The sequence below is a fragment of the Labrenzia sp. PO1 genome, from assembly GCF_012273635.1.
GTDB classification, from domain to species: domain Bacteria; phylum Pseudomonadota; class Alphaproteobacteria; order Rhizobiales; family Stappiaceae; genus Roseibium; species Roseibium algicola.
The window spans coordinates 1,111,242-1,136,510 of record NZ_JAAXCR010000002.1 but is presented as its reverse complement, the minus strand read 5'-3'; the positions used below and the strand labels follow the sequence as shown (position 1 = coordinate 1,136,510).

Genomic DNA, 25,269 nt, shown 5'->3' with positions numbered 1-25,269 from the left:
GTGCTGGTTCAGGTGCACCAATTGAACTGCTGCTGCCCAACAGCCTATTGGATTAGCAGCGCCGGTCAGCTGTTGGGCGCCATATCCGGCCTTTCTCCGAAGGGCTGTCCCGTGCCAAGCTCCGGAGAAATCTGGAGCAGATGATGAAAAGCATTCTTGCAACGATCGATATTGAAACCGGGACGGAAACCGTTTTGTACGAAACGGACCGCCATCTGGAAGCGCCCAACTGGACGCCTGACGGGGCCGCACTGATTGTGAACGGTGGTGGCCGGCTCTACCGCTTCCCGCTCGACAATCCGGCGTTGATCGAGATCGACACAGGCTTTGCCAAAGCCCTCAACAATGACCACGGCCTATCACCGGATGGAACGATGCTGGCGGTCAGCGACGGGACAGAGACAGGGGAAAGCTGCATCTACACGTTACCGGTAACGGGTGGCGTGCCGCGGCGGATTACTTCGCAGACACCATCCTACTGGCATGGCTGGTCACCGGACGGAGCGACACTTGCCTACGTCGGCAAAAGGCCGGAAACCGGCGACACCTTCCAGGTTTTCACGGTTGGCCTGAACGGTGGCGCGGAAAAACAGGTCACCCGTGACTTCGACCATTGCGACGGACCGGACTATACGCCTGACGGCAAGTGGATCTGGTTCAACGGTGAAAGATCGGGATCTGTTCAGCTCTGGCGCATCAGGCCGGACGGCAGCGATTTGCAGCAGATGACAAGCGACGAGCGGGTCAACTGGTTTCCGCATCCTTCGCCCGACGGCAGGTTTGTTGCCTATCTTGCTTATGAGGCTGGCACGACGGGACACCCGGCCAATCGGCCGGTTGAACTTCGCCTGATGTCTGCCGACGGTGGTACTCCGCGTATCCTGCGGTCACTCTTCGGCGGGCAGGGAACGCTCAATGTTCCCTCCTGGGCCCCGGACAGCAGGCGCTTTGCCTATGGGAAATACGAGCCGTGACGGGACAGGTGCGCGAGCGCTAGCGGGTGGTGGGCGGCACAAGCTGTGCATCGGCGGCTGTGGTCAGTCTCCGGACGCCCCACCGCAGCGTAACCGCAAGGCTGGACAGGATGATGAGCCCCAGGCCGACAAGTTGCAGTGCGCTGATCAGATGGCCGTAGGCAAGAGCATCCACCAGAACCGCACTGGCCGGATAAAGGAACAGCAGCACGGCAATGACAGGCGTCGTCAGTTTCGGCAAGGCCTTGTAGAGTACGACATAAACACCGCCTGTATGAACGAGGCCGATGATCGCCAGCCATCCCCATTGGTCTGCCGACAAGGCCAGTGGACCGGCCGGGCTGAAGGCTGCCAGCATCAAGGTACCGGTGGCAAACTGAACGATGGCAAGTTGTGGAGCGGAAATTCCCGTCAGTCCCTTGGCGATGATTGTCACGCCGGCATAAAGAAATGCGGCCGCCAGGGTTGCGGCGAGGCCAAGGAAATAGGACCGGTCTGCCGTCAGTTCCATTCCGCTCAGCCCGGTGGCCAGTGCAAGGCCGACCAGAGCGAGACCGATCCACAGGAGAGTGGCCGCCTGTAGCCTTTCCCGAAATACGAAGGCGCCCAGAACCACCACGAGAAACGGTTGGATGTGGAACGTGATGGTGGCAACGGCAATACCGGTTCTCTGAATTCCTTCGAAGAACAACACCCAATTGCCTGCCATCAGAACGCCGCTGGCAACAGCCATGGCCAGGATGCGCGGCGATAGTCTGGCAAGCCGGGCAAGATCACCCCGATACCAGCAGTAGAGAGCCAGGGCCAGGCCTCCGATCGCACATCGATAGAAGGCGACGGTAACGGGGTCCGCACCACTTTCCAGAACACACAGTCCGATTGTACCAAGCAAGGTCTGCGCCGCGATAAGGCCGATCACGCCTTCCGTCTGTCTGGTCATGGGACGTGTCCTGACTGGCGGCGATTGCACACCGCAAACTGATACAACATCGACGCATTTCCGCCGCTGGTCTGTAAATTGAGGCCTCTTTCATTGTTTGGTCAAACGATATAATCTGAAGATACTTGTTGAAAAAATTGAAGAATAATGCAGCTCGATCACGCTCTTCTGCGAACCTTTCTCGCCTGTGTCGACGCGATGAGCTTCTCTCGCGCGGCAACGCGCGTGCACAAGTCACCTGCGACCGTGTCCATGCAGATCCAGCGGCTGGAAGACCGCATCGGCAAGCCGTTGTTTGTGCGCGATACACGCAACCTCGCGCTCACGCCCGCTGGAGAGGAACTGGAAGGTTACGCCAGACGGATCCTGCGCCTGCATGATGAGGCGGTGGAAGCCTTTCGCAGGCCCGACATGGAAGGCTCGGTCACCATCGGTGCGCCGGACGATTACATTGCCGCCATGCTGCCGGATGTTTTGCGACGGTTCGCAAGCCTGTTTCCACGTGTGGAGCTGAATGTCGTCTGTGCCCAGTCGACGGCACTGCTGCCGCAGGTCGATGACGGCAAGATCGACCTGGCGATCGTTACGCGTACGGGAGGCACGGAAGGGCGTCTGATCCGCCGGGAGCCGATGGTCTGGATCAGCTCTCGCGATGGTCAGGCGCTGGAGCGAGACCCGCTCCCCGTAGCCCTTTACGAGCCTGGCAGCCAGGCTCGGACAGTGACCCTGGCGGCGCTGGGCCGCAGCGGCCTGCGATACCGCTCCGCCTATTCCAGTTTCAGCCATTCAGCGCTGGTCACGCTTGTCGAGGCGGGCCTTGCCGTTGCCGCCGTCGTGCAGATGGCGGTTCCCTCAACAGTGGAACATGTCGATCAGGATCGAGGTCTGCCGCCACTGGAGCCGCTGGACATCATCCTGGTACGCAGCAAACGGGCTGAATCCAGAGCTTGTGAAGCCCTTGCAACAGCCCTCCTGGAAGGGGAGGTGAAAACGAGATGAACGGATGTCCTGAACGCACAGGACAGGCATCGTTCAGTCGTCGTCCTTCAGCCCGTCAAAAGCCGCCAACGCTTCAGCGCCGTAGATCATGGACGGACCTCCGCCCATATAGACCGAGACGCCGATCACTTCGAGGATCTCGTCCCTGTTCGCGCCGAGGCGTGCTGCGGCACGAGCGTGGTAGGCAAGGCAGCCGTCGCAGCGCGCGGTAATGCCGATGGCCAGCGCGATCAGTTCCTTGGTTTTTGCGTCGAGCGCGCCGGGAGCAGTCGCGGCTTTCGCCAGGGATCCGAAGCCTTTTGCGACCTCCGGAATGCCTTTGCGCACGGCGGCCATGCGTTCATCGGTTTGTGCAACGAATTCGTTCCAGTCGGAAACGGCCATACTTCATCTCCATGTTGCCGGAAATCACGTCAGGCAGCCTAGGCGCGGACCGCAATACAGGCGTTGATGTGGCTCAAGCTTTGGTTGGCAGAGAATGACTTTGTCAGCCAGACAGCAAACGCTGCCGGAAACCGGGACGAAGCGATGGGCGCGGAGCCGATGTTGGTGACCAGACGGCGCCCATCGTAAATTTCAGCTCATGCGCAGTCTCAGTGAGCCGTCATCTCATGGACGATCTCGTCTCCGTTCAATGCCGCCGGATAATAGGTCGGCCAGTTGGTCAGTTCCTTGAGGATTTCCTGCCGGTCTTCACCCCAGTAAAGATGATAGTGATCGGACTTCGACGGTGCGATCCGGTGATCGCTGAACTGGATGAAGGTCGGGGCACTATCATCACCTGCGGTTTTCCTGAAAATGAAGCGGACGCCGCGATTGCCTTTTTCGTAGTTCAGGATCTCGAAGCCATCGGCAATGTACTGCCCTTCGAAGGCACCGGCTTCGGTCTGGAAGGTCACGCTGTCCGCGCCGATCACGATCCGGTCGACATCGGTGCGATAGCCCGTCTCGTAGTAGGCTTTGTACTCTTCAGCCGACTTGCTGCCGTGTTCGGCCTTGTGGGCCATGACAGGATCGAGCGTTCCATCCTGAAGGTATGGATAGACGGATTGCCATTCGCCTTGCCAATCGGTGAGCTGACGCGGCTGGATCTGGCTGTCCTCGAAGTAACCCTTGTAAATCTGCCGCTCGGCATCACTCGAGTGATCATGTGAATGCTTGTGCGAATGGTCGTGTTTAGCCGAGTTGTCCTTGGCTTCCTGCGCCTGGATGGGAGCTGCCACGAGAAACGACGCTATGAGCGCACATGCGCCTGCCAGCCTGCCAAACCGTGATTGCATGGATCTGATCCTCTGCTGATTGGGGGAGGGAAAGTATCAAAATGATTCGTAATGTTATTACATTACTAAAACTGCCTAACGCAATCCACGTGGCCAGGCAATGTCAAAGTTACAATTTCCAGCCAGCCAGCCAGCCAGCCAGACAAGCAGCCACGCCGCGGAGTGGGAGATAATCAGAAGGGGGAAAGAGCGGGGTGTTCTTCTTGGGAAGACGCGCCTTCTGAAGGACAGCCGTCCGCAACAGGGCGTACACGCCTGATAGCGAGTTGTTCGCTTCGTTTGAAAAGGTGCTGTAGATCGCTTCCGGGGATCAGGATCCGGGCAGGGCCTTCTCGATCGCGGCGGTCACGTCCGATGAAGTCGGCGGCACAGGCGTCGGGAACCAGGCAAGGATGCTGCCGTCTGGCCCGACGAGATACTTGTGGAAGTTCCAGTAGGGGCGTGCCGTGGGGCCAAGCTCGCTTGCGGCCCATCGATAAAAAGGATGGGCCTTTTCGCCTTTCACGACCGTCTTGGCGGCAAGTGGAAATTCGGCACCGTACTTGGCTTCGCAGAACTTTGCGATGTCGCCGTCGGCACGCGGTTCCTGGCCGCCGAAATCGTTGGACGGAACCCCGAGCACAAGCAAGCCGCGGTCCGAATAGGTTTCATGCAGCTTCTGCAAGCCGGCCAGTTGCCCGCTGAAGCCGCATTCCGTTGCCGTGTTGACGATCAGAATGGCCTTGCCGGCATAATCCTTTAGCGCAATCGGTTCGCCATAGGGCATTTCGAAGGTGAAGGCATGGGCCGACTGAGCTGCTTCGCCTTGGCCCTCGAGATCCTTGGCTTGAGCAACGGCACAAAGGCACGTTGCCGCCAGACACCAGACGAAAGAAAGAAGCCGGTACATTTCAACACCCTCACGCTTTGGCAATGGTACGCGCCGGGGCTGGCAACAGATCACCGCGTGTGTGCCGCAGTACCTGAATGCCGGTTGCCTTCTGTCGGCCGTTACCCGCCGCGGAACCCGGAACTCGACCGGCTGCCGAACCCGCCACGTGAAGCGACGGAAGTCCTTGTCTGGACTTTTGCCGGCTTGGGTGGCGTCTTCACCGCATCGTCATAGGTACGCCAGCTGCCGCCGCCATAACTGCCGACGTAATAGCCGCCGGATGTGTAGTAGCGTTTGCTGCCGCGTTCCGGATAGACCGGGCGCACGTTGCTCTGGATCAGTTGGTTGGTAACGGCGCCAGTCAGTGCCCCTGCCAGGAAATAACCTGCCGGAAACGGCGTGTAGTAGGAAGATCCGTCGGTGGCACTGTCATAGGCGCAAACGTTGTTGCCGTGTTGCTCGTTACACAGGTTGACGGTGTCATAGCGTGGTCCGGAGGCCTTGTGGATTGACTTGCCGGCGGTAATTGCCTCGACACAAACCTCGTCCGGGACGTAGCTGTCGGCGACACATTCCGCCTCGGTCTTGTAGACCCGGCCATCCAGCGTCGGTTCGTCCGAGCAGCCTGCAATGGTCACGGTCGTCGTTGCCATGACCACCAGCTTGATCGACTTGGAGCGTTTCATGAATTTTCTCCCGACCTTCAAACGGTCTGATGAAATGCTTTGCGTGATACGGTTCGGGGCATCAGCGCAGGGCGGCCCGTACCGCCTCGGTCAGTAGGTGATGCAGGCGGCGTTCAGCAGGCCGACTGTCAGCGAAATGGCAGCAAGATTGGTGCTGATCGCCATTTCACCACCCTTGATCCGGTCCGTGACCTTCGGGAAGAACCGGCGGAAGACCTGGTAGACCACAAGCTGTGCGGCACAGGCGATGATGCCCCAGATGATGAAGTCGATGATGCTCACGGAATTCGCCGCGGCGCTGGCCAGCGGCAGCGAAAAGCCGAGGAAGGCAGCGCTGAAGACCACCGAAGCGGCAACGTTGTTTTCCTTGATCAACGCCATTTCGTCATGCGGGGTCATGACGGTATAGATTTTCATGAAAATCAGCAGCATGATGATAGCTGTAATGAAATAGGCAATAAAAGGAACGATGCCTGAAAGGGACGCCTGAAGGTCTGCCATATTGGTCTCCACTATTCAGTTCAGACAGAAAAATTGTGCCGCTCAAGCGGGAAGCCTAGCATGAACGCAACGCTGCGTTCCGCATTTTCCGGCTCTTCCATGTTGACGAGCAGCATTTCGTCCCGGCCGTCCTGCAGGGGGCGGGCAAAAAGCATGGCGGTCTGGAATATCTTGCGCCTTCCGCGGCCTTCGCGGTCGTCGCACACTTCCTCCCAGTAAGTCATCGGATCTTCCGGCGCAGTCGACGTATCGAACCAGGCCCGCTCGAAACGGTAGTCGCGATCTTCGCCCGGCAGTGAAAAACTCGTCTGGCGGATCGCGGATTTCACCCGGTTCCACTCGGTGTCGCCGGTCGGGTACTGCACGTCATAGAAGTACCACAGCATGATCTCGTCAACCCGCTCGTCGTTCTTGCCGTCGCCGCCCTGAAACTGGATCAGGAAGCGGTCGTCGTCAGGATAGAAACGATGCATGTGCGATTGTTCGCCAAGGTCGCAATGCCCCTGGGCGGTGATCATCAGAGTGGTGTCGGGACGTTCGATCAGACTGTCGGCAGGCAGCAGGCGAAGCGCGATCGGATCGAAGGAAATGCCTCTGCCGATGGTCAGACCGAGAACTTCCGGCGGCTGCCAGCCTTTGTCCTTCTTGTTAAACAGTGATCCGAACATCAGCTCCCCCCAGACCGGCCGTGATCTCGCCCGCCGCGAGACGTTTGTTGGCGAGATAATAGATCGAGCCGCCTGTCTTCAACGTCTTGGGGAAAGGTCTGAACAGGAAATCCGGATCGTCCGGCTGGGAAACCGCAATCAGCGTACCTTCAGCGCCTGAAAGGGCCTGTTCCAGTTTGTCGGTTTCGGTGCCGCCACCGCTTTGGACGATGGCCGAATAAATGGTCGCGCCGAGGCCCGCTGTGGAAAGGGCCATCAGGATCTGACCCGCGCCGGGGTCCTGCGCAGCGCGTACCAGTGCTTCGCAGGCGTTCGACACCACCGGTTCGATTCGCGCAAGGTTGCCTGCGCGCCGGGCGGTGTCACGGTCCTCGAAATAGGCCGCAATGTGAACGGTCTCGTTAAGTTCGCGAATGGCAAGGCAGGTGTTGAAGGTTTCTGCATCCGAGCCGGCGTAGACCAGCACTTTCTGCGCGCCTGGAATGGCCGCACGGCGCAGCGACTGCAGGGCGTCCATGCGTTCGGCCCGGATCAGCCGCACGCCCTCCGGCACTTCCACGTTCTTGGAGTCCGCAAGCAGAATGATCTTGTCGTCTCCGTCCTGGCCGGCAACCAGGTTCTCCACCATCAAGGGTGTCTTGTCCCGGTGATAGCCGACAATCACCGTGGCGTTCTGCACGCGCTCATAGTTTCCGTTGCCGTCAGCCATACGCCTCACTCCTTCCACAAGGACACCCGTCAACCGGCCCAGGACGGCCGAGAAAATCAGCAACGCACCCGGAAAGAACCAGAAGGCGGCCACCATCCGGCCTGCTTCCGTCGACGGAGACAGGTCGCCGTAACCGACCGTCGAGGCGGTTGTCGCGGCAAAATAGATGAAGGTCAGCGGATTGCCCGTCAGGCCTGTTTCACCAGCCAGGAAAAACAGGATCCACGAGATCACCATATAGGCGCATATCAGCGTCGCAAGCAGCCAGAGCTTGAGCTCGAGGACGTGTTGGTAGAGCCGAGAAATGATGAGTTGCAGGATTGGCACCGCTGAAATTTGCCCCCTGTTTCGGTCGCCGGCTACTCTGACCAGAGCCCGCCCTATTGTCAATTCGGCATAGCTTTCCGAATAATCGCTTGAAACGGCTAGACGGGGCTTCTACTTGTTCGAGGCCGGATCCCGGCACCGGATTTGAAATGGAGGGCTTTGGATGAGTACGCGGCAATCTCCCTGGACACTTGCGGAGCTGAAGGAAGCTCTGGAGCAATCGGATTCCTTCGCGGCAGGTGAAATCAGCTGCACGGTGAGTTCCGATCAGGCCGGCGTGCTGGAAGTCCAGCTTCACTCGGCCGGTGAAATCACACTGTTCATGGTTGTCGGCGAAACCCAGATCCTGACGTCCACGGTTCTGTGGCCTTGCGATGCCCAGGAGGACCCGGCCTCCTTCGAGGCGATGATGCTGCGCAATCACAAGAAGCTGCTGCCGCTCTGCGCCCTGTCCATCGATATGATCGACGGACGCGAATATTACGAGCTCTTCGGCGCCATGTCCGTGCGCTCGACACTGGATTCGGTCGAGACGGAATTGCGCACCATCGCCAACAGCGCTCTGGAGCTGGCCGCCGACGTCGGTCCCAAGGCCGCTGCCTGATCCCGCCGCCAATTTGAAGAAGGACATTTGAAAATGAGTGTTTGGGGCAAATTGATTACGGCGTTCAAGGGCCACGCCCACAATGCCGCGGAATCCGTTCAGGACGCCAACCTGATGACGATCCTGGAACAGGAAATCCGCGAAGCAAAACAGGCGATCGGTGCAGCCAAGGACGAAAAGGCGCGCATGGCGGCCAACCGCAAGCTGAAGGAAAAATCCGTCGCCGAACTGATGACCGAAATCGAGCGGCGCACGGAAGCAGCCCGCAGTGCCAAGGCACAGGGCGACGAGCCGCTAGCCATCGAGATCATCGAGAGCGTGCTGAAACTGCGGGACAAGGCGGAAGCCGACCAGGCTCTGTTCGATCAGTACAAGTCCACCGAAGAGCGCATGGACAGCACCATTCGCCAGTCGATGAACAAGATCGAGACCCTGCAGCGCAAGATGGAAAGCGCAAAGGCCAACGAAGCGTTGATCAAGGCCCAGAAGGCGGCGTCCACCAACACCACGGCTTCCGACGGCCGGCTGGCCAGTGCGGTCGACAGCCTCGCACGCCTGGAACAGCGCCAGGCGGAACAGCAGGCGATGCTCGAAGCGGCTGAAGAAGACGCTCGCCTGGAAAGCGGCGCCGATCTGGAAGCCAAGATCAAGGCCCTGGAAAATCCGGCCCGCAACGACGTGCAGGCTCTTCTGGCGAAACTCTGACGCCCCGCCTGCACCATGAAGCGGATCGCAGTTCCTGAAAGACCGGGGTGGAAGGAAGAAGCCGAGCGCCTCGGCTTCGGCTTTCACACCATGTACGGCGCACCGTACTGGGACGAGACCCACGCCTATCAGTTCACTCTGCGCGAGATCGAGGACGACCTCGAGGATCCCTCGCAGGAGCTCTACGGCATGTGCCTCGATCTGGTTGATCGGGCAGTCCGTGACGACAGTCTCATGGACAAGATGGCGATCCCGGAAAAGTACCGCTCCTGGATCCGCAATTCCTGGGAGCAGCAACAGCCCTCGCTTTATGGCCGCTTCGATTTCTTCTACGACGGCAGCGGGCCTGCGAAGCTTCTCGAATTCAATGCCGATACGCCGACAGCGCTTTACGAAACCGGCTTCTTTCAGTGGATCTGGCTGGAGCAGCAGATGGCGGCTGGCGTTCTGCCGACCGACAGCGATCAGTTCAACTCCGTTCAGGATCGCCTGATCGAGCGGTTCGCCGCCATGTTCGCGCCCGGCTATCACATTCACTTCGCCTCATCGAAGGATCACGACGAAGATCGTGCAACCGTGCGCTATCTGGAAGATTGCGCGCGGCAGGCGGGGCTGATACCGCATTTTGTTGCTGTGGAAGAGATCGGGCTCGACGGCGAGGGCCGGTTTGCCGACGCCGACAGTTTCGTGATCGACGCCCTGTTCAAGCTGTATCCCTACGAAGACATGCTGCGCGAGGATTACGGCCCCTATCTGCCCGATGCGCCGATACAGTTGCTTGAGCCACCCTGGAAGGCCGTGCTGTCGAACAAGGCAATCCTGCCGCTGCTCTGGCAGATGTTTCCGGACCATCCGAACCTGCTGCCGTCCTGCTTCGAGGGGGAGGCGGATGAGGCATTCCTGAAAGGCCCGCATGTGCGCAAACCGTTCTTCAGTCGGGAGGGTGCCAACATCACGGTGCGCGGTCTCGGATCTGAAGAACTCAGCACACCCGGCGGGTATGGCGCGGAAGGCCACATCCTGCAGGCCTATGCGGAACCGCCGAAATTCGGCGACGACTACGTCATGATCGGTTCATGGATTATTGGCGGCCAGGCATCGGGCATCTGCCTGCGTGAGGACAAGGCACCGGTGACGCAAGACCTGTCGCGGTTTGTGCCGCATGTCATTCTGGAAAGCTGATTGCCGAAAACGCGCTGGTTGACGGGGTATGGTTGGATGTGAAACCGACCCGGCGGCCGGGCGCGACCGTTTTTTATGGGTCGTTCTTGTTTTCGTGCGCCTCACGGCCGCCGGTCGGTTCACAGGCAGGCTGTGTCAGCCCGCCCTGAAGTGAAACCCGGTATCAGGACCGGCCGGCTGCAACTGATCTCGGCGGTGCCATGCCGTCATCTTGTTCCTGTCCGAAAAACGTTCCACCAAGCTGTCCGCCGGCGTTGGACTTGTCAGCGACCCGCTTGATCTTTTCTGCCTCCTGTTCGGCTTCCTTGCGAAGCTTCGGGCTGAGGTCGTTCATGGAAAGGTCCATCTGGTCCTCCTGTGTTGGTTATGGGTCCATGGAATAAACGGAGCGCACACAGGATGGTTCCTTCTCCAGCCCGGAGAGGGGAGCGGCGGAACGGATTTCTGGACGGACAGAAACTCTGTAAATCGCGAAAAAGCGGGCTGTCTGGACGGTTTGTGTTCCAGGCAAATTTTTTGCGGAAAATTTAAGTCGCGGGATGGAGAGACGCAGCTCCTCAAGAAGCTGCGTCTCTCGGCAAAAGGCCGTTTACAACGGTTGGAACGCTCCGTTCCAGTAAACCAGCGCGCCCGATGACTGGCTTTGCCGGATTGCACGCACCTTGCCGATGACAATCGAATGGGTCGCCCGGTCGATCATCTCCTCGACCTCGCAATCGAAAGCGGCCGGAGCATCTTCCAGCAGAAGAGCCCCGGTTTCCGCCGTGCGCCATGTGGCTCCGGCATAACGTTCCGCTCCCTTGACGCCGCCGAACCCCGAAAAGTTTTCGGCAACCTTGCGGTGCTCGGGTCCAAGCGAAGACCAGCCGAATTTCGGATACTTCTTCAGCAAGGGCCAACTGGAGGAAGCCTTGTTGACGCAGGCAAGCACCAGCGGCGGATCGGCGCTGAGAGACATTGCCGATGTGACGAGGAGGCCTGAAATGTCCTCTCCCTCACCGACTGTGATGACGGAACAATTGCCCACCAACGCCCGCATGGCGTTGGTGAATTCTCTGGACGGCACGGGGTCCATCACCGGATACCGGCTTCCGCAAGCAGCGGCAGAACATTGTCACGGAAATACGGGAACTCCTCGACATAGTCGACAAAGGAGAGCGTCGTTCCGGCAAAGCCTGTTTCGTGCAGTTTTAGGATGCCGTCGGCCACCTGCCGCGGAGTTCCAACCAGCGGGAACCCGCCGTGGCCCATGGCGAACAGGTTCTTGATCTGGGCCAGCAGGTCGTGCGGAAACGACTGCGCATGCGCGAACTGCAGATTGACCAGATTGTCCACCGCTTCCCAGTCTGCCAGATCGCCCATCAGTCGGTCTCGGAGGGCGGTCGCCTCTTCCTCAGTTTCCCGGCAGATGACGTGGCTGAAGGTCAGAACACCCACATCGCGCCCCTTCTCCGCCGCCTGCGCTTTCAGTTCCTTGATTTCATCGACGGACCGGTTGAGATCGATGGCCGGCGTGAACAGGTAGTCGGCATTGTCGGTGGCAAAGGTCCGTCCGGTTGCCGAACCTGCCGCGTTCAGGATTGGTGGCCGGCCGTTGACGGGCTTGGGGTCGCCAGCAACGTGCTTCAGGTTGAAGTATTTGCCCTCCCAGTCGAAATACTCCTTCGAGGTCCAGAGCTTCTCGACCACATCGAACCATTCCTGGGCGTAGCCGTAGCGGGTTTCGTGATCGTCGGGCAGGGTCAGGCCCAGGGCTTCGTATTCCGGCTTGTTCCAGCCCGCGACAATGTTCAGACCCGCGCGGCCATTGCCCACCTGATCCATCGTGGCAATCTGCTTGGCGACGACCACCGGATTGTTTGCAGCTGTATGCACCGTGGCGAACACAGTGATGTTTTTCGTTGAGGCCAGCAGCGCAGTTGCCCAGGTGACCGTTTCCAGCACGCTGCCGTGAAAGTCGGTCTCGCCGCCGTAACCGATCCAGCGGGCGATCGGCAGCATGAAGTCGATGCCGGCATCATCCAGCATCTGGCCGAGTTTCAGGTTGTTTTCCCAGCTATTGACCCATCTGGACGGCGATTTGGTGACCGTCATCCCGGACGAGCAATTGGACGAAAACGTCCCGAGTTTGAAGCCGTTCTTGTCTTTCATCATGTTGGTAGGCATGGATCCCCTCCATTTAGGATAGATTTTCAATTGTATTTTTTATTTAAAACTATGTGCAAGAACGCCCTTACGTCAAACTGAATCGCAGCTATATTCGATCTGAAAAAACGAAGAGGGACCGATGACCGGCAAGTCGGACGATCAGAAGCTCAACTATCACTGGCACCTTTCGGAAAACGATGCGGAGGTCGTCTGCACCGAGCTGGAATTCGCGTTGATGCGCTGTTTCGAGGCGTTCGGGCGATGGCAGACAGAATGCCTGGCGTCTGTCAGCGACGTTGGGGCGACCGGCCCGGAAAACGCACTGCTGCATATCGTGCGCATGAACGACCGGGCCAAAAGCATCAAGGAACTGGCCCGGCTTACCAACCGCGACGACATTCCGAACATCCAGTATTCGATGCGAAAACTCGTGGCGGCGGGGCTGATTGAAAAGCAGGGCTCAGGCCGCACGGGCGTGACCTATCAGGCGACACCGGAAGGCAAGAAGATCACCGATGATTACGGCGCTGTGCGCAAACGGCTGCTGATTGAGCAGATCTCAAGTCTGCCCGAATTTGACAAGCGCCTGAAAGAAGCAGGTCAAAGCCTCAATATCCTGGCGGGCATCTACGAAGAGATATCCCGCATCGCCGCGACCTACCGCCGGTAACGGTGGTTCCATATCACTGACGTGTATGGCCAGGCTCGTCGCGCTGTTCCAGCGAGGAGCCGTCTCGCTGCGGCTCCGCTGCGGTTGGTGAGGTAAGTGTGCGCACTGTTGCGTTGCGGCTCTGGCAAGCGGGAGGAACTGTGATATGAGCGGGCCAGACGGCCTGGCCGAGACGGGCCACACCTTCAGCGCGGGTTAATTTTCAAAAATGTTGTCAGGGGTTTGTATCGGCGCCAACGATCTTTCGGCTGCCGGCCGGTTTTACGACGAAGTGCTTGCGACTATTGGCATGAAGCGGGTTTTTTCCGATCCCCGCGAGCTTGGCTATGCAGGTGCCGATGGTCGTATATCGTTATTTGTCTTGTTGCCGTTTGACGGGCGGGCAGCCACATCGGGCAATGGTACGCAGGTCATGTTCTATGCGCCGGATGCGGAGGCCGTCAGGGCGTTTCATGCTGCCGCACTGCGGTGTGGTGGACGTGATGAAGGCGCACCCGGCCCTCGTTCCTATCACCCGGATTATTTCGGTGCTTATGTGCGTGATCTCGACGGTAACAAGCTGAATGTCTCCGTCAGCCAGGAAAACAGCAGTAGCGCCTGAACACGCAGTGTTGATCATCGGGCAAAGGAGTTGTCTTGATCGGGCCGGCCATTTTGGGTGCAAGAAGCGCTGGCCAGTTTCAGGAGATGCCAGCCCATGCCCAGATCAAGTCAGCCGATAATCGAGTTTGTGCGCCTGCCGGACATCCCGCTGGAAGAGTTTGTCGCGCATATGTCCGACCCGCGTGTCGGCACGCATATGCCGCTTCTGACCTTCTCATGGGATCTCGAGATGGCTGCGAAGTTCGTCGCGGCCAAGGAAGCCTGCTGGCAACGCGACGGACTTGGCCACTGGGCCTTTCTGGCAGATGGCCGCTATGTCGGCTGGGGTGGTTTTCAGAAAGAAGGCGAGGAGTGGGATTTCGGGCTGGTGCTGCACCCGGCAGCCTTTGGCCTCGGTATGCCGATCACCAGAAAGGCGCTGGCCTTTGCCAGTGAAGACCCGCGCATTCCATTCGTCACCTTCCTGCTGCCGCCGTCCCGACGGAACCTCGGTGCACTGCGTCGGATGGGGGCACGTTTCATCGGCGAGACCGATTATGACGGCACGCGTTTCCTGAAATACCGGCTGGAAACATCAGGCCCCGTTGGCGCGGTCAGCCGGACAGCTTGACCGTCTCCACATTGACGTGACTTGCCTTTCCGGCGAACCAGCCGTTGATGGCGGCGCCAAGGCCAAGCGCCACGAACAGCACCGCACTCCAGGCAAAGCTTCCCGTCCAGCTTCGGATGAGGCCGACGATCAGTGGGCCGATGGCGGCAAGCGTATAGCCGACGCATTGGGCCATGCCCGAAAGCTGCGCAGCGGAATGGGAATCCTGTGTCCGCAACACGATGACCGTAAGCGCCACCGCAATCAGTCCGCCCTGGCCGATGCCCTGCAGCACCGCCCAGATCCAGACGGTGGACAGTGGCGCGAATTGCAGGCCGAGCAGGGCTATAACCGCTATGGCGCAAAGTGCGACGTTGATCAGCCGCTGGTCCTTGCCGCGAACGGCAAGATGCGGTGCTATCAGGCAGGCGGCAGCCTGCACCATCACCGACACCGACACGATTGCGCCGGCAGTGACGCCGTCCAGCCCGCGGGCGCGGAGGATCGGTACCAGCCAGCCGAAGACGCAATAGGCAAGTGCGGATTGCAGACCCATGAACAGGGTCACGTGCCAGGCCAGCCTGTCACCCCACATGCCCTTCACCACATAAGTCGGGCCCTTGGGACGTTTGCGCGTCGCCATGACCTGCGGAAACCACAGGACGGCCACCACGAGTGCCGGCACGGCCCAGATCGCAAGCGCGCCCTCGATAGAACCACCCAGGGCCGCTTCAAACGGAATGGTCAATCCTGCGCCGGCGGCAGCGCCCGCGCAAAGTGCCATGGTGTACCACCCGGTCACCAGCGCGGCCTTGTCGGGGAAATCGCGCTTGACGAGCCCCGGCAGAAGTACGTTGCCAACCGCGATACAGGCACCCGCCAACGCTGTTCCAAGAAACAGCAACGGCACGGAGGACGTTCCTCTTGCTGCCGTTCCAATGGCCAGCAAAACCACGACAGCAAGCAATGTGCGTTCCGTGCCGATGCGGCGGGCAAGGCGTGGAGCCAGCGGGGAGAACAGGCCGAGACATACAACGGGCAGTGTCGTCAGAAGGCTTGCGCCCGTTGGCGTGAGGCCAAAATTTTCGCGGATTTCCAGAAGCAAAGCCGACGCGCTGGAAAAGACCGGACGCAGGTTGAAGGCGATCAGTACCAGGCTTGCGCCCAGCAGAAACCGCACCAGTCCGCTCTGCGTCGCCGGCTGGGATTGCTCAGCGGAAACGTCAATGTCTTCGGCATCGATCAGTTCGATCGAGCCGGGATCGATTTCAGATGCCTGAGTCATGAGCCGAGCAGTCGCTCCAGGTCTCTCAGGACAGGGGCCATGAACCGCCGGACAGCGGCCTCGGCCAGTTCCGGGTCGCCTGTCTCGATGGCATCGACAATGGCCGCGTGGGCCGCCATATCGGGTTCCTGCAGGTCTTTTCCAAGCGTAGCCTCGATGGTCTCGCCGATCAGACTGGAGAAGAATTCGTACATGTTGACCAGAACGGAGTTTTGCGAGGCCGCGACAACAGCCCGGTGAAAGGCAAGGTCGCGCTCCACGAAACCGGCCTTGTCGTGACCATCATAGTTTCCGCGCTCCGTGAGCAAGCGGCGCAGCTCCGAAATCACCTCTGGTGTCTGGCGATGAGCGGCCAGCCTGGCGGCCTCCGCATCCAGCGCCAGCCTGGCCTCGAACTGGTCACGCAGGGTCGCGCGACGCGCCATGGTCAATGGCCCGATGGCATCGACGACCGACAGCACATAGGTGCCCGAACCCTGCCGTGTTTCCAGGTAGCCTTGCGAAACAAGCACGCGCACGGCTTCGCGCACGGTGCCACGGCTGATGGAAAGCTGCGCCGAGAGCTGAGCCTCGTTGGGCAGCTTTTCCCCCACGGACCAGCGATTGCCCACGATTTCCGCCCGGATCGCCTCGGCTGCGCTGTCAACCAGGCTCGTTTTTGCCAGAGATTGCATTTGAAGTCACCAAATCATCAGATGACTTGATCATAGGGGTGATGACGCGGCTTGTCCATCGGCGAAATCGCGTGAGGGAAAGACGCCTTTTCAGGTGTTGTCCGGTCAAACAGTTCATGTGCGGAGTCTCGGGGTTGTCGGGGCATCAGTCGCCTCGCACAGGGCGCATCGCCTTGATCGCATCTTGCTGGCCGAGATCCCTCAAAAGGTGTGATGCTGCGCATTGCAACAATGACAAATAATGTGACGTGGAAGACAGACGCATTCGCCGGGGACGTGGCTATTTGGCTGCACCGGCAAGCCTACGAAAGACGCCGATTACGCATACAGCTTCAGGGGCCATTGAGGGGGCCTAACCAAGGGAGAGTGAATGTGGCCGAGTCTTTTTTTCTGCCTTACGAATACGTCGACGTTCTGACAAATCCTGGCCTGCAGACCAGCGCCGGCCGGGTCAAGCTTACGCAGTATCTTTGCAAGGACCGTGGTAACGGCGGCAACGACAGCGCAACCAGTTTTTTCAAGAATTTCCGTTGGATCAAGGATCCCCACGGCATCACGCTGAACCAGCATGTCGGCGGCCGCGAGATCGACCTGGCGCTGAAAGGCCAGGGAAACGACAAGACATTCGTCAAGATCTGGAACTTCATGCTGAAGAACAAGGATCTTTTGGACAAGTACAAGGTTGAGGTCTGCGGCCGCGCAAACAAGGACGGCTCCAAGGATGTCGAGCAGACCGGCAAGATCAAGAAACTCTACTTCGACAAGATGTCCGATCAGGCGGCACTGCAGCAGATGGTGCAAGACCGCTTTTTCGGTATGGATTGCATAGGCTTTATCGCCAATTTCCTGATATTCACGGGTGAGTGGGACAAGTATTACGGTGTTTCACCCCGGCGGTATCCGGATCATGTTGCCAAGACCAACATCGACGACATCAACGAGGTCAAGCCACTCGATTTCATGGTCTGGAACGGACATGTGGCGATGATCGACTGGGTCTGGGAAGTTCTGGACGAGAAACGCGCGCGCATCGACATGTGCCAGAGCTCCAGCGGTGGTCCGCAATGCAACGAATACGTGATCCTGCGCCGTACCGGTGGCAAGGGTCTAAAGGGCGGTTGCGAATTCACGATCGACGGCGGCACCCCGGCCCCACCTGTGCGTGGCCATTTCACCATCTGGCGGCGGGAAGGGTTCTGGTATTGAGCACCAAGGTCCATTGGCGCGACAGGTTCATGTTGTCACTTGCCGCGCCGTTCAGGATTGCCCGTCAGACCAGGGTTGGGTTGAGCTGTGCGAAAGCCTCCTGCCTCTGATAGGGAAAATGCGGATAGGGAGCAGTGCGCGCGCTCGAGGCATCAAGTCGGGCAATCTGCTCGTCCGTCAGCGCCCAACCCGTTGCTCCCAGATTGTCGCGAAGTTGCGCTTCGTTGCGCGCCCCGATGATGACCGACGCGACAGTGGGGCGTTGAAGCAGCCAGTTGATCGCCACTTGCGGGACTGTCTTGCCGGTTTCTTCTGCAATCGCATCCAGAACGTCGACGACCGAATAGAGCAGATCGTCCTCCACGGGAGGTCCGAAACTTGCGGTCTCATGCAGTCGGCTGCCCTCGGGGATCGGATTGTTCCTGCGGATCTTGCCGGTCAGCCGACCCCAGCCAAGCGGGCTCCATACCATGGCGCCCAGGCCCTGGTCTGCGCCGAGAGGCATCAGGTCCCACTCGTAGTCCCGTCCGACGAGAGAATAATAGATCTGGTTTGCGACATAGCGCGGCCAGCCGTGTTTCTCCGCAACGGCCAGTGATTTCATGATCTGCCATCCGGAGAAGTTGGAAACGCCGATATAGCGGATTTTCCCGTCGCGGACGAGCTGGTCGAGCGTCGACAGCACCTCTTCCACCGGGGTGAAGGCGTCGAATGCGTGCAGTTGCAGAAGATCGATATGGTCAGTTCCAAGGCGCTTGAGTGCAGCCTCGACACCCCTGATCAGCCTGAACCGTGAAGACCCTGCCTCATTGGATCCATCCCCCAGGGGGAGGCTCATTTTCGTGGAGAGCAGGACCTCCTCGCGGCGGCCCTTGATTGCTTCACCGAGCACTTCTTCCGAAGCGCCATCGGAGTAGTTGTCCGCGGTGTCGAATAGGTTGACGCCGGCCTCGAGGCAGATGTCGACAAGGCGGCGCGCTTCTGCGACGTCCGTTGTGCCCCAATGACTGAAGAGTGGGCCGGAGCCGCCGAATGTGCCGGCACCGAAGCTGAGGGCGGGAACCTTGAGCCCGGAGTTTCCAAGATAGCGATAGTCCATGTCGGTGATGTCCTTTCTAGCTGGCAGTCTGGTGAGTGGAGATCGGGGAGGGCACGCGCCGCCGCTCAATCGCGAAGGAGGCAAGCGCGACCACGATGGCGAGGAGGGGGAAGCCCGCGGCGACCAGAGGCAGGTTTTCAAGTCCGGGCCCACGGGAGATGGCCATGCCGCCGGCCCAGGCCCCAAGTGCGTTGCCGAGATTGAAGGCGGCAATGTTCAGGCTGGACGCAAGGCTTTCTCCGGCGCCAACGGCCTTCGACAGAACCCAGGACTGAAGCGGAGGAACCGTTGCGAACCCCGCCACGCCGAGCAGTCCCGTCAGCACCACGGCCGCGGTCTGGTTTCCAAAGGCGGCGGACATGACCGCCAGCACGAGTGCAAGGGCTGCCATGCTGCCGATGAGCGCGGTCTTCAGTCTGATGTCGGCAAGTTTTCCGCCCAGGAGATTTCCGGCGACCAGCCCCCCACCGAAGATCAACAGGATCGGGGATACCGCCGTGTCGGCAAATCCACTGACCTGCGTCAGCAACGGGGCGATGTAGGTGAACAGGGTGAAAACGCCTGCAAACCCCAGGACCGTGGTCAGGAAACCGAGAAGGACGGAAGCGCGCGACACGGCCTTCAGATCGGCCCGCCAGCCGGATTGTGCGGCGCGCGAACGATCCGTCGGCACGAGCAGAATGAGCACGGCCAGTGCGGCCAGGCCGATCAGCGTCACGGCCCAGAAGGTCATGCGCCAGCTGAATTGCTGGCCAAGCCAGGTTCCGGCCGGCACGCCGAGGATGTTGGCAAGCGTCAGCCCTGTAAACATGATGGCAATTGCGGACGCCTGCTTGCCCTTGCCGACCATGGAGGCGGCGAAGACCGAGCCGACACCGAAGTAGGTTCCATGAGCGAGGGCCGTGAGGATACGGGCTGCCATCAGCAGGTCGTAGCTGGGTGCAAGCGCGCAGGCGGCGTTCCCGATGATGAAGATCACCATCAGGCCGATCAGCACGCGCTTCCTGTTCCAGGTCGCGGTGAAGACGGTCAGGATGGGCGCGCCGACCACGACCCCGAGGGCGTAGCCGGAGATGAGCATTCCTGCTGCAGCGACCGAGACACCAAGATCGCGGCTGACCTCTAGCAGAAGGCCCATGATGACGAATTCTGTGACGCCGATGCCGAAGGCTCCGGCCGCCAGTGCATAAAGAGCAAGGGGCATTTTGGATTCGGTCCATGAAATTTCAATGGACGGAACCTAGGCAGTGCTCATATCATGAACTATACGCCCGAAATGAATATAATAAGTGAATTTAAGTCATATGTCGCGCGCCAGCATAAACCGCAGCGGTGAGATGGAGGTCTTTGTTCAGGTTGTTGAACTGGGCGGGTTTTCCCACGCAGCCAGGCACCTGGGGATGACCCAGTCTGCAGTCAGCAAGCTCATTTCCCGGCTCGAGACACGGCTTGGTGCACGGCTTTTCAACCGGTCCACCCGACGCCTGGACCTGACGGCCGAAGGATGTGTCTTTTACGAGCGTGCGCGAGAAATTCTCTCAAGCATCGATGAAGCGGAACGGCAGGCAGGGTTGGGCGAGCAGCCGGTCGGCCGCATTCGGCTGAACACCAGCGCCTCCTATGCGACCCACATTCTTGAGCCCGTCCTGCCTGTGTTCCTCGAGCAGTACCCAGACATCTCTCTCGAAATCGTTCTGACCGACGCCTTGATCGACCTTCTCGCGGAGCGGACGGATGTTGTGGTGCGGGCAGGGCCGCTCAAGGACTCCAGCCTGGTAGCACGCAAGCTCGGCGAAACACCGATGCTGATCGTCGCCTCGCCTGACTATCTTCAGCGTGTCGGGGAACCTGCCTGCGTCGCGGATCTGGAGGGGCACAGAAAAATCGGGTTCAACTATCCGCGGGAAGTCGATACCTGGCGCTTTCTGCGCGACGACGAACCGATAGCAGTCTGCCCACCCGGGCGCGTTCAGGCGAGCGACGGCGAGGCCATCCGCCGGCTGGCGATCAACGGCCTTGGGCTGGCGCGTCTGGCTGCCTTTACAGTACGTGCTGACATCGCCGCGGGACGTCTGAAGCCGGTTCTTGAAAAGTGTTATGCAGACGACAGCGAAGCCTTCCACGCGGTCTACACCGGCCAGGGCGGCCCTTTGCCGGCACGTGTCCGCGTGCTGCTGAATTTTCTCGCCGAACACGGCGCCGTGTCCTGACGCGCGGCTTTCGAACCGCCTTACTTGAAACACCCCAGATGAACGCCTTCGAAATCGCTTGAGCAGGCCACCAGGCTCATGAGGGATTTCTGGGCGTTGGTGAGGCCTGCTGCCAGAGCGGGCGCTTCAACGCGAATGGTGGCGGCCCGGTTGCCGGAGCGAAGGGCGAGCCAGTAGTAGGAGGTGCCGTTTTCGGTGTCCTCGCCGGACCGTACCAGAGTGTCCGGCTTGTCCTGGCTATAGAGAATGCTGGTTCCTTCCGCCTGCTCGGCCAGCTCTTCAAAGAGCCTTGCCGGGCCGGTCTGTTCGACAATCGTCAGTCCTTCGCCAAGGTAGCTGCGCGACCATTGTGTGGCAGCCAGGGTTTCCACGGGCCAGGGGCGGCTGTGGCTCGGCAGGTGCGGGTTGGCGACCCGGCCTTTGGCGGCTTCTATTTCTTCCCAAACCGCGCGTGGCAGGTCGTCCAGCTTTTCGTCCGGAGCCATCAGCACATGGTTGAGCGGCCCCAGCTTGATGAAAGCGTCCGTTGCCCGTCCTCCCCGATAACCAAGCGACGACCAGCCGCCGTCTTTCGAATTGTGAAACGACAATAGCGGCTCGAAGATTTCGCCGTCGCTGACCAGCCGGTAGAGAGACATGGTATCGATGGTGCCGGACTGCTTGTTACGCGGAACGCCGCAGCCAGCAACGTTGAGCGGCCGGTCGGCAAGGTCGTAGAGCCTGATCCTGTCGCCCTCCGGTGTGCGGCCGTCGTTGGTATCTTCCAGCAGCGACGCATCGAGCAGGCCCAGGGGTTGCTCGTAGTGCAGCGCGGCCAGGCGGCTGCACACGTTCAGGATCTGGTTCTCGAACGGGATGTTCAGTAGGGCCGGGTCGAAGCTGGGCAGTTGCGCCCTGATCGCAAAGAGCGCGGCGGGCGTATCGACTTCATAAAATCCTTCCGGGCCCATGCTGATGATCCGGTCCAGCACATGCTGACTGACCGAATAGCGCGTCAGGTTCTTGACGATGTCGGCAATCGCAAGCCGGGTAAGCTCGAGCAACTGACCCAATTGACCGCTGCGGACGGCGGCAACCGCAGTCTCTTCGGTAAAATAGGGCGAGTGGAAACCGACCCTTGCGCCCGGTTCGATGGTGCGGTCGATGAAGGTGCCGATGCCGCCGGTCGGCCAGAAGGACGAGCCGCCCAGAAACGCCATGGCACAGGCCGAAACGCAGCTGTCTCCAGCTTCGACCACTGTTGCGATGGTGTTGTTTCTGAAGAAATCCGCCAGCTTTACCCCGGCTGAATAGGAACCGCCGGGGCTCGACAGCGAGACGACGGCACGCGGCCCGCCAAAATCGTTGTTGCAGGCCGCACCCGAACAGCGCGCCAGCTGCGCGAAGGCCTCCTCCACGCGCTCGCCGTCCTCCGCCCGAATTTCCCCTTCCAGCCGCAGATGCACCACCGGCGCATCGTCGCTGTAGCGGAAGGAGACAAGCGTCAACTCAGCGGATGAGGCGCTCTGGGCGCACAGCAGCAGTGTGGCAAGAAAGAAAAAGGGCCGGGCGGGAAAACGGAAGGGCATGGCAAATCAGGCTTTCGAAATGTCACCAGGCTGCACCTGCCACCACGAGAGAAGTTCGGATTTCCCGAACAGTCAAAACCTGGAAAATTCCGCAGTGGAGGCAAAAGAGGTGCCGCCATATGGCGTGAACAGAAATCGGAAAAAACCATAGCATGGGTTCTTCCGCGCTCACATCGCAAGATATGAAACCTGCCCTTTTAAGGCAGTTCTGTGCCGCGGCTGCCTGAAGCGCTGCAGGGTGATCAGGAGCCAGTCTTCTTCTGGCGTGGACGCCTTGCCCAGACTTTCAGGTCAAAAATCACTTTCACCGTCGCGGCCAGTGCCAAAGCACAAAGCGCAGCCTTGGACAGTGTCTCCATCGTGCCTTCGATCAACAGCGCATGGGCGGCGCTGCCGATGACGATCACCATGGCAAGCAGGGTGTGGAGGCGGCGCCAACGACGCGGAGGGATTGGCAGGCGTCGTCGGACTGCGGCGAGCAATGCCGCGGCGAATACGGCCCACATGGCAAGCACGCCCCAGACGGAAAAGGGTGTCGGTGATCTGAAGAGAAGGGCGTCGATGACATCCGGTGGACTGGTGATCCAGAGCCCGCCGACATGAAGGATGATTGCCAGCACCAGCAACGAACCGGTCCAGCGGTGCAGGCGCCTGCCCTTCAGGCTTTCAGCACCAGGGAGATAACCTCCAGCCAGCAAGGGCTGCAACAAGAGCAGCGCCATCGCTGCAATGCCGGCAAAGCTTGCCGCGATATAGACCGGCTGGCGCCATTGCAGCAGCGGGCTTGCCGCCGCCGCGAGCATCGGCACAACAAGGATCGTTGCCAGGATGGCCCATATCAGAAGAGCACGAAGGCGGTTCATGCCGTCGGGCAAGTCCGGGTCAAGCAGGCTGCAGCACGAAATGTGCTTCCAGGCTGGTGTCGGCCGAGCTTCTCATCACCGGTCGCAGAAAGACGGTTTCGAACTCCCCGCTGTCATAGGCCAGATGCCCGTGGGGCTGGCCGAAGGCCGGAACGATCTGCGGCATTTCCAGGCGGAAGACGCCATTGGAATCGGTGAGCGTCGCGCCATGGCTGCGCTGGTCGCGTTCGTTCCCCTCGGTCGTATGTGCCCAGATTTGGATGCGCTGGCCTGCCAGAGGGGCACCGTCACCTGCGCGCCGCACGGTTCCGCTCATCCAGAAACCGCCACCGCCGATCCTGTCGACAATGGGCGCACCGGGCCGATAGTTGTTGGACCCGCCCCGCATCGACGCTGTCGGCGCCACGCCTTTGGCCTGTGCGGGAACACTCAACCCGGATGCACCCGACACCAGCAGGGCGGTTCCGGTGACAAGCAGGTTTCGGCGGGTAATGAGACCGGATGTCATGAGTAATCTCCTGTCGGGCGTTTGGGCCCGGTTCCTTGTGGGTACCGGGCGCGTCCGATGTTCAAGTATAGGGTGTTTCCGGGCATTTCCGAGGCATCGGGACGTTTCATTCGACCGATCGTGCTCACACCTGCGTGAGCAAACGGCATCGCTTTCGGGTGGTTGGACTGTTGCAATTTTTCAATCGCTTGAAATTTTCTCGGGATTTCGCGTCTGCATGGGATTTTTCCGGATTTTCTTCGCCGGCAATGTGACGTAACGTTCGGCGCAGATGCAAGAAGCCGAGAGTTGCCTTGATGTTGGCTCTTGGATGCAGGCCTGAGGGCCTTCGCAAGGCGCGGTAAAGCTGCCGCATTGTAAACTGATCCAGGACGCGGCCTTGGCGTTACGGTCAGCAGTCTTACCCGACCCTTGAACGACCAAAGAGTGAGACATTGAAGACCGGCTTCATTTTCCTCATCGCTGCAATTGTGACTTTTTGTTCATTGGTTCCTTCACTGGCAGGCAACGCTGCAGGTTTTGCCCCGCTCAAGCTGGAAGGACATCTCGTGAAATGGGGAAAGACGGAGCTCGGCACGCCGGCTCACGTCACCTATGCCTTCGTGCAGCAGCCCATCGTGCAGGAGAAAGCACGAAATTGCGGGGCGATGGACAGTCTGGCGCGCCTTGCGCGCTTGAGTTCCCTGGGCCTTGAGGACGTGCGGCGCCAGGCGTCGCTCGCTTTCCAGCTTTGGCAAAATGTCAGCGGGCTCACCTTCGAAGAGATCGCGGACGTGAACGCGGCAGATATTCTGCTGGGCGTGCAGTCCATTCCAAGGGGATTTGCGTTCACCAACGTCAGGTTCCAGTCCGACTTTGCAGATCGTCCGAAGTCGAATGTGACCGACGTTTCGGACCGGGGTCTCGGAAAACCCGGCCGGCAACCGGAAGCACGGTCAGGTGCCACGGCGGCCGCCAAGCTTGCCCGCATCACCCGGTCTGCCGTTTGTCTCAATCCGGTTCACAAATGGAAGATCGGCTTCGACGGCGATTTGAAGACCTACGATTTGCAGTACACCTTTGCCCATGAAATCGGTCATGCGATCGGCCTCGATCACTACCTTCGCAAGAGCTCGATCATGCACTTCAAGTACCGGGAAACCTTCGAGGGTCTGCAGCCGAGCGATATCGAGGGAGTGCGGTGGTTATACGGTGCCCGTATAGATTGAATCTATCATCAAATTGACACGTTTTGCGGGTATGTCCCGTCACGCGTCAATGGGTAACCTGCTGATATTTAATAGCTAATTTTATCAAGCCGTTGCCCGAAAAGGCCAATTTTGCTTCCTATCTGTCTGTCTACGCATCGGTGAGGGCGAACGGGTTGTCTGCTCTGCCGGCGCGGCAACAAGGGAGTGAAT

At 59.8% G+C, this 25,269-nt stretch carries 29 protein-coding genes; 11 read left to right on the top strand and 18 right to left on the bottom strand.

All coding sequences use genetic code 11. The features are described 5' to 3' along the window. Positions 1 to 143 precede the first annotated feature (143 nt). Positions 144 to 974 (top strand): PD40 domain-containing protein, encoded by an 831-nt coding sequence (locus HCG46_RS13155; RefSeq protein WP_168686480.1) that lies wholly within the window; start codon positions 144 to 146, stop codon positions 972 to 974. Positions 975 to 993: 19 nt separating this feature from the next. Here HCG46_RS13155 and HCG46_RS13150 read toward each other — a convergent pair whose 3' ends face one another. After that, positions 994 to 1,914, bottom strand: a complete 921-nt coding sequence (locus HCG46_RS13150; RefSeq protein WP_168686479.1) for a DMT family transporter — start codon at positions 1,912 to 1,914, stop codon at positions 994 to 996. Positions 1,915 to 2,061: 147 nt separating this feature from the next. Here HCG46_RS13150 and HCG46_RS13145 point away from each other — a divergent pair, with 147 nt between their 5' ends. Further along, a complete protein-coding gene (locus HCG46_RS13145; RefSeq protein WP_168686478.1) occupies positions 2,062 to 2,913 on the top strand; it encodes a LysR substrate-binding domain-containing protein in 852 nt (283 codons plus the stop codon). A gap of 33 nt (positions 2,914 to 2,946) precedes the next feature. Here HCG46_RS13145 and HCG46_RS13140 read toward each other — a convergent pair whose 3' ends face one another. From HCG46_RS13140 to HCG46_RS13110, 7 genes are all read right to left on the bottom strand, one after another. Then, complete coding sequence (locus tag HCG46_RS13140) at positions 2,947 to 3,297, bottom strand: carboxymuconolactone decarboxylase family protein (RefSeq protein ID WP_022998930.1); 351 nt, start codon at positions 3,295 to 3,297, stop codon at positions 2,947 to 2,949. A 209-nt stretch (positions 3,298 to 3,506) separates the two neighbouring features. Continuing rightward, positions 3,507 to 4,193, bottom strand: a complete 687-nt coding sequence (locus HCG46_RS13135; protein ID WP_168686477.1) for a metal-binding protein ZinT — start codon at positions 4,191 to 4,193, stop codon at positions 3,507 to 3,509. A gap of 310 nt (positions 4,194 to 4,503) precedes the next feature. Beyond that, complete coding sequence (locus HCG46_RS13130) at positions 4,504 to 5,082, bottom strand: glutathione peroxidase (RefSeq protein ID WP_168686476.1); 579 nt, start codon at positions 5,080 to 5,082, stop codon at positions 4,504 to 4,506. A 101-nt stretch (positions 5,083 to 5,183) separates the two neighbouring features. Then, positions 5,184 to 5,750 (bottom strand): DUF1190 domain-containing protein, encoded by a 567-nt coding sequence (locus tag HCG46_RS13125; protein WP_022998927.1) that lies wholly within the window; start codon positions 5,748 to 5,750, stop codon positions 5,184 to 5,186. A 90-nt stretch (positions 5,751 to 5,840) separates the two neighbouring features. Then, entirely contained in the window at positions 5,841 to 6,251 is a 411-nt protein-coding gene (locus HCG46_RS13120) for a DUF350 domain-containing protein (RefSeq protein ID WP_168686475.1), read from the bottom strand. Positions 6,252 to 6,271: 20 nt separating this feature from the next. Further along, the gene (locus HCG46_RS13115; protein WP_022998925.1) at positions 6,272 to 6,919 is read right to left on the bottom strand and encodes a DUF2491 family protein; all 648 of its coding nucleotides are present in this window, start codon (positions 6,917 to 6,919) and stop codon (positions 6,272 to 6,274) included. Further along, a complete protein-coding gene (locus HCG46_RS13110; protein ID WP_022998924.1) occupies positions 6,900 to 7,955 on the bottom strand; it encodes an ion channel in 1,056 nt (351 codons plus the stop codon). The genes HCG46_RS13115 and HCG46_RS13110 overlap by 20 nt, the downstream gene beginning before the upstream one ends. 163 nt (positions 7,956 to 8,118) lie before the next feature. Here HCG46_RS13110 and HCG46_RS13105 point away from each other — a divergent pair, with 163 nt between their 5' ends. The 3 genes from HCG46_RS13105 to HCG46_RS13095 are packed head-to-tail and all read left to right on the top strand — an operon-like array spanning position 8,119 to position 10,446. Further along, the gene (locus HCG46_RS13105) at positions 8,119 to 8,559 is read left to right on the top strand and encodes a DUF2170 family protein (RefSeq protein WP_022998923.1); all 441 of its coding nucleotides are present in this window, start codon (positions 8,119 to 8,121) and stop codon (positions 8,557 to 8,559) included. 33 nt (positions 8,560 to 8,592) lie between these two features. Beyond that, complete coding sequence (locus tag HCG46_RS13100; RefSeq protein ID WP_022998922.1) at positions 8,593 to 9,264, top strand: PspA/IM30 family protein; 672 nt, start codon at positions 8,593 to 8,595, stop codon at positions 9,262 to 9,264. A gap of 15 nt (positions 9,265 to 9,279) precedes the next feature. Beyond that, positions 9,280 to 10,446, top strand: a complete 1,167-nt coding sequence (locus tag HCG46_RS13095; protein ID WP_168686474.1) for a glutathionylspermidine synthase family protein — start codon at positions 9,280 to 9,282, stop codon at positions 10,444 to 10,446. Positions 10,447 to 10,609: 163 nt separating this feature from the next. Here the strand turns inward: HCG46_RS13095 and HCG46_RS13090 are convergent, their stop codons facing one another. The 3 genes from HCG46_RS13090 to HCG46_RS13080 all read right to left on the bottom strand — a co-directional run bounded on the left by HCG46_RS13090 (position 10,610) and on the right by HCG46_RS13080 (position 12,612). After that, a complete protein-coding gene (locus HCG46_RS13090; protein ID WP_022998920.1) occupies positions 10,610 to 10,792 on the bottom strand; it encodes a hypothetical protein in 183 nt (60 codons plus the stop codon). Positions 10,793 to 11,035: 243 nt separating this feature from the next. Further along, a complete protein-coding gene (locus HCG46_RS13085; protein ID WP_075284360.1) occupies positions 11,036 to 11,521 on the bottom strand; it encodes a flavin reductase family protein in 486 nt (161 codons plus the stop codon). Next, positions 11,521 to 12,612 (bottom strand): LLM class flavin-dependent oxidoreductase, encoded by a 1,092-nt coding sequence (locus HCG46_RS13080; protein WP_022998918.1) that lies wholly within the window; start codon positions 12,610 to 12,612, stop codon positions 11,521 to 11,523. Before HCG46_RS13080 ends, HCG46_RS13085 begins: the two co-directional genes overlap by 1 nt. A gap of 121 nt (positions 12,613 to 12,733) precedes the next feature. Here HCG46_RS13080 and HCG46_RS13075 point away from each other — a divergent pair, with 121 nt between their 5' ends. From HCG46_RS13075 to HCG46_RS13065, 3 genes are all read left to right on the top strand, one after another. Continuing rightward, positions 12,734 to 13,264, top strand: a complete 531-nt coding sequence (locus HCG46_RS13075) for a winged helix DNA-binding protein (protein WP_022998917.1) — start codon at positions 12,734 to 12,736, stop codon at positions 13,262 to 13,264. A gap of 208 nt (positions 13,265 to 13,472) precedes the next feature. Beyond that, positions 13,473 to 13,865, top strand: coding sequence for a VOC family protein (locus HCG46_RS13070; protein ID WP_168686473.1), 393 nt, complete (start codon positions 13,473 to 13,475; stop codon positions 13,863 to 13,865). A gap of 96 nt (positions 13,866 to 13,961) precedes the next feature. Beyond that, complete coding sequence (locus HCG46_RS13065) at positions 13,962 to 14,477, top strand: GNAT family N-acetyltransferase (RefSeq protein ID WP_168686472.1); 516 nt, start codon at positions 13,962 to 13,964, stop codon at positions 14,475 to 14,477. Here HCG46_RS13065 and HCG46_RS13060 read toward each other — a convergent pair. Together HCG46_RS13060 and HCG46_RS13055 are read right to left on the bottom strand one after the other, a co-directional pair. Then, complete coding sequence (locus HCG46_RS13060) at positions 14,461 to 15,741, bottom strand: MFS transporter (protein ID WP_168686471.1); 1,281 nt, start codon at positions 15,739 to 15,741, stop codon at positions 14,461 to 14,463. The two genes, HCG46_RS13065 and HCG46_RS13060, sit on opposite strands and share 17 nt — an antisense overlap. Further along, the gene (locus HCG46_RS13055; RefSeq protein WP_022998913.1) at positions 15,738 to 16,415 is read right to left on the bottom strand and encodes a FadR/GntR family transcriptional regulator; all 678 of its coding nucleotides are present in this window, start codon (positions 16,413 to 16,415) and stop codon (positions 15,738 to 15,740) included. The genes HCG46_RS13060 and HCG46_RS13055 overlap by 4 nt, the downstream gene beginning before the upstream one ends. A gap of 372 nt (positions 16,416 to 16,787) precedes the next feature. Here HCG46_RS13055 and HCG46_RS13050 point away from each other — a divergent pair, with 372 nt between their 5' ends. Then, positions 16,788 to 17,621, top strand: a complete 834-nt coding sequence (locus HCG46_RS13050; RefSeq protein ID WP_077290953.1) for a hypothetical protein — start codon at positions 16,788 to 16,790, stop codon at positions 17,619 to 17,621. A 64-nt stretch (positions 17,622 to 17,685) separates the two neighbouring features. Here the strand turns inward: HCG46_RS13050 and HCG46_RS13045 are convergent, their stop codons facing one another. Next, complete coding sequence (locus HCG46_RS13045; RefSeq protein WP_168686470.1) at positions 17,686 to 18,720, bottom strand: aldo/keto reductase; 1,035 nt, start codon at positions 18,718 to 18,720, stop codon at positions 17,686 to 17,688. 16 nt (positions 18,721 to 18,736) lie between these two features. Then, on the bottom strand, positions 18,737 to 19,924 hold the full coding sequence (locus tag HCG46_RS13040) for an MFS transporter (protein WP_168686469.1): 1,188 nt from the start codon (positions 19,922 to 19,924) through the stop codon (positions 18,737 to 18,739). Positions 19,925 to 20,024: 100 nt separating this feature from the next. Here HCG46_RS13040 and HCG46_RS13035 point away from each other — a divergent pair, with 100 nt between their 5' ends. After that, positions 20,025 to 20,930, top strand: coding sequence for a LysR family transcriptional regulator (locus tag HCG46_RS13035; RefSeq protein ID WP_062490706.1), 906 nt, complete (start codon positions 20,025 to 20,027; stop codon positions 20,928 to 20,930). Between the two features lie 20 nt (positions 20,931 to 20,950). On the opposite strand, the gene HCG46_RS13030 is transcribed toward HCG46_RS13035, so the two are convergent. The 3 genes from HCG46_RS13030 to HCG46_RS13020 all read right to left on the bottom strand — a co-directional run bounded on the left by HCG46_RS13030 (position 20,951) and on the right by HCG46_RS13020 (position 23,869). Beyond that, positions 20,951 to 22,498 carry a hypothetical protein gene (locus tag HCG46_RS13030; RefSeq protein WP_168686468.1) on the bottom strand — a complete coding sequence of 516 codons (1,548 nt, stop codon included), beginning with the start codon at positions 22,496 to 22,498 and terminating at the stop codon, positions 20,951 to 20,953. Positions 22,499 to 22,740: 242 nt separating this feature from the next. Continuing rightward, on the bottom strand, positions 22,741 to 23,361 hold the full coding sequence (locus tag HCG46_RS13025) for a ferric reductase-like transmembrane domain-containing protein (RefSeq protein ID WP_168686467.1): 621 nt from the start codon (positions 23,359 to 23,361) through the stop codon (positions 22,741 to 22,743). 19 nt (positions 23,362 to 23,380) lie between these two features. Beyond that, entirely contained in the window at positions 23,381 to 23,869 is a 489-nt protein-coding gene (locus HCG46_RS13020) for a twin-arginine translocation pathway signal (RefSeq protein ID WP_168686466.1), read from the bottom strand. Between the two features lie 548 nt (positions 23,870 to 24,417). Between HCG46_RS13020 and HCG46_RS13015 the strand changes: the two genes are divergently transcribed. Further along, positions 24,418 to 25,077 (top strand): matrixin family metalloprotease, encoded by a 660-nt coding sequence (locus HCG46_RS13015; protein ID WP_152508623.1) that lies wholly within the window; start codon positions 24,418 to 24,420, stop codon positions 25,075 to 25,077. Positions 25,078 to 25,269: the final 192 nt, after the last annotated feature.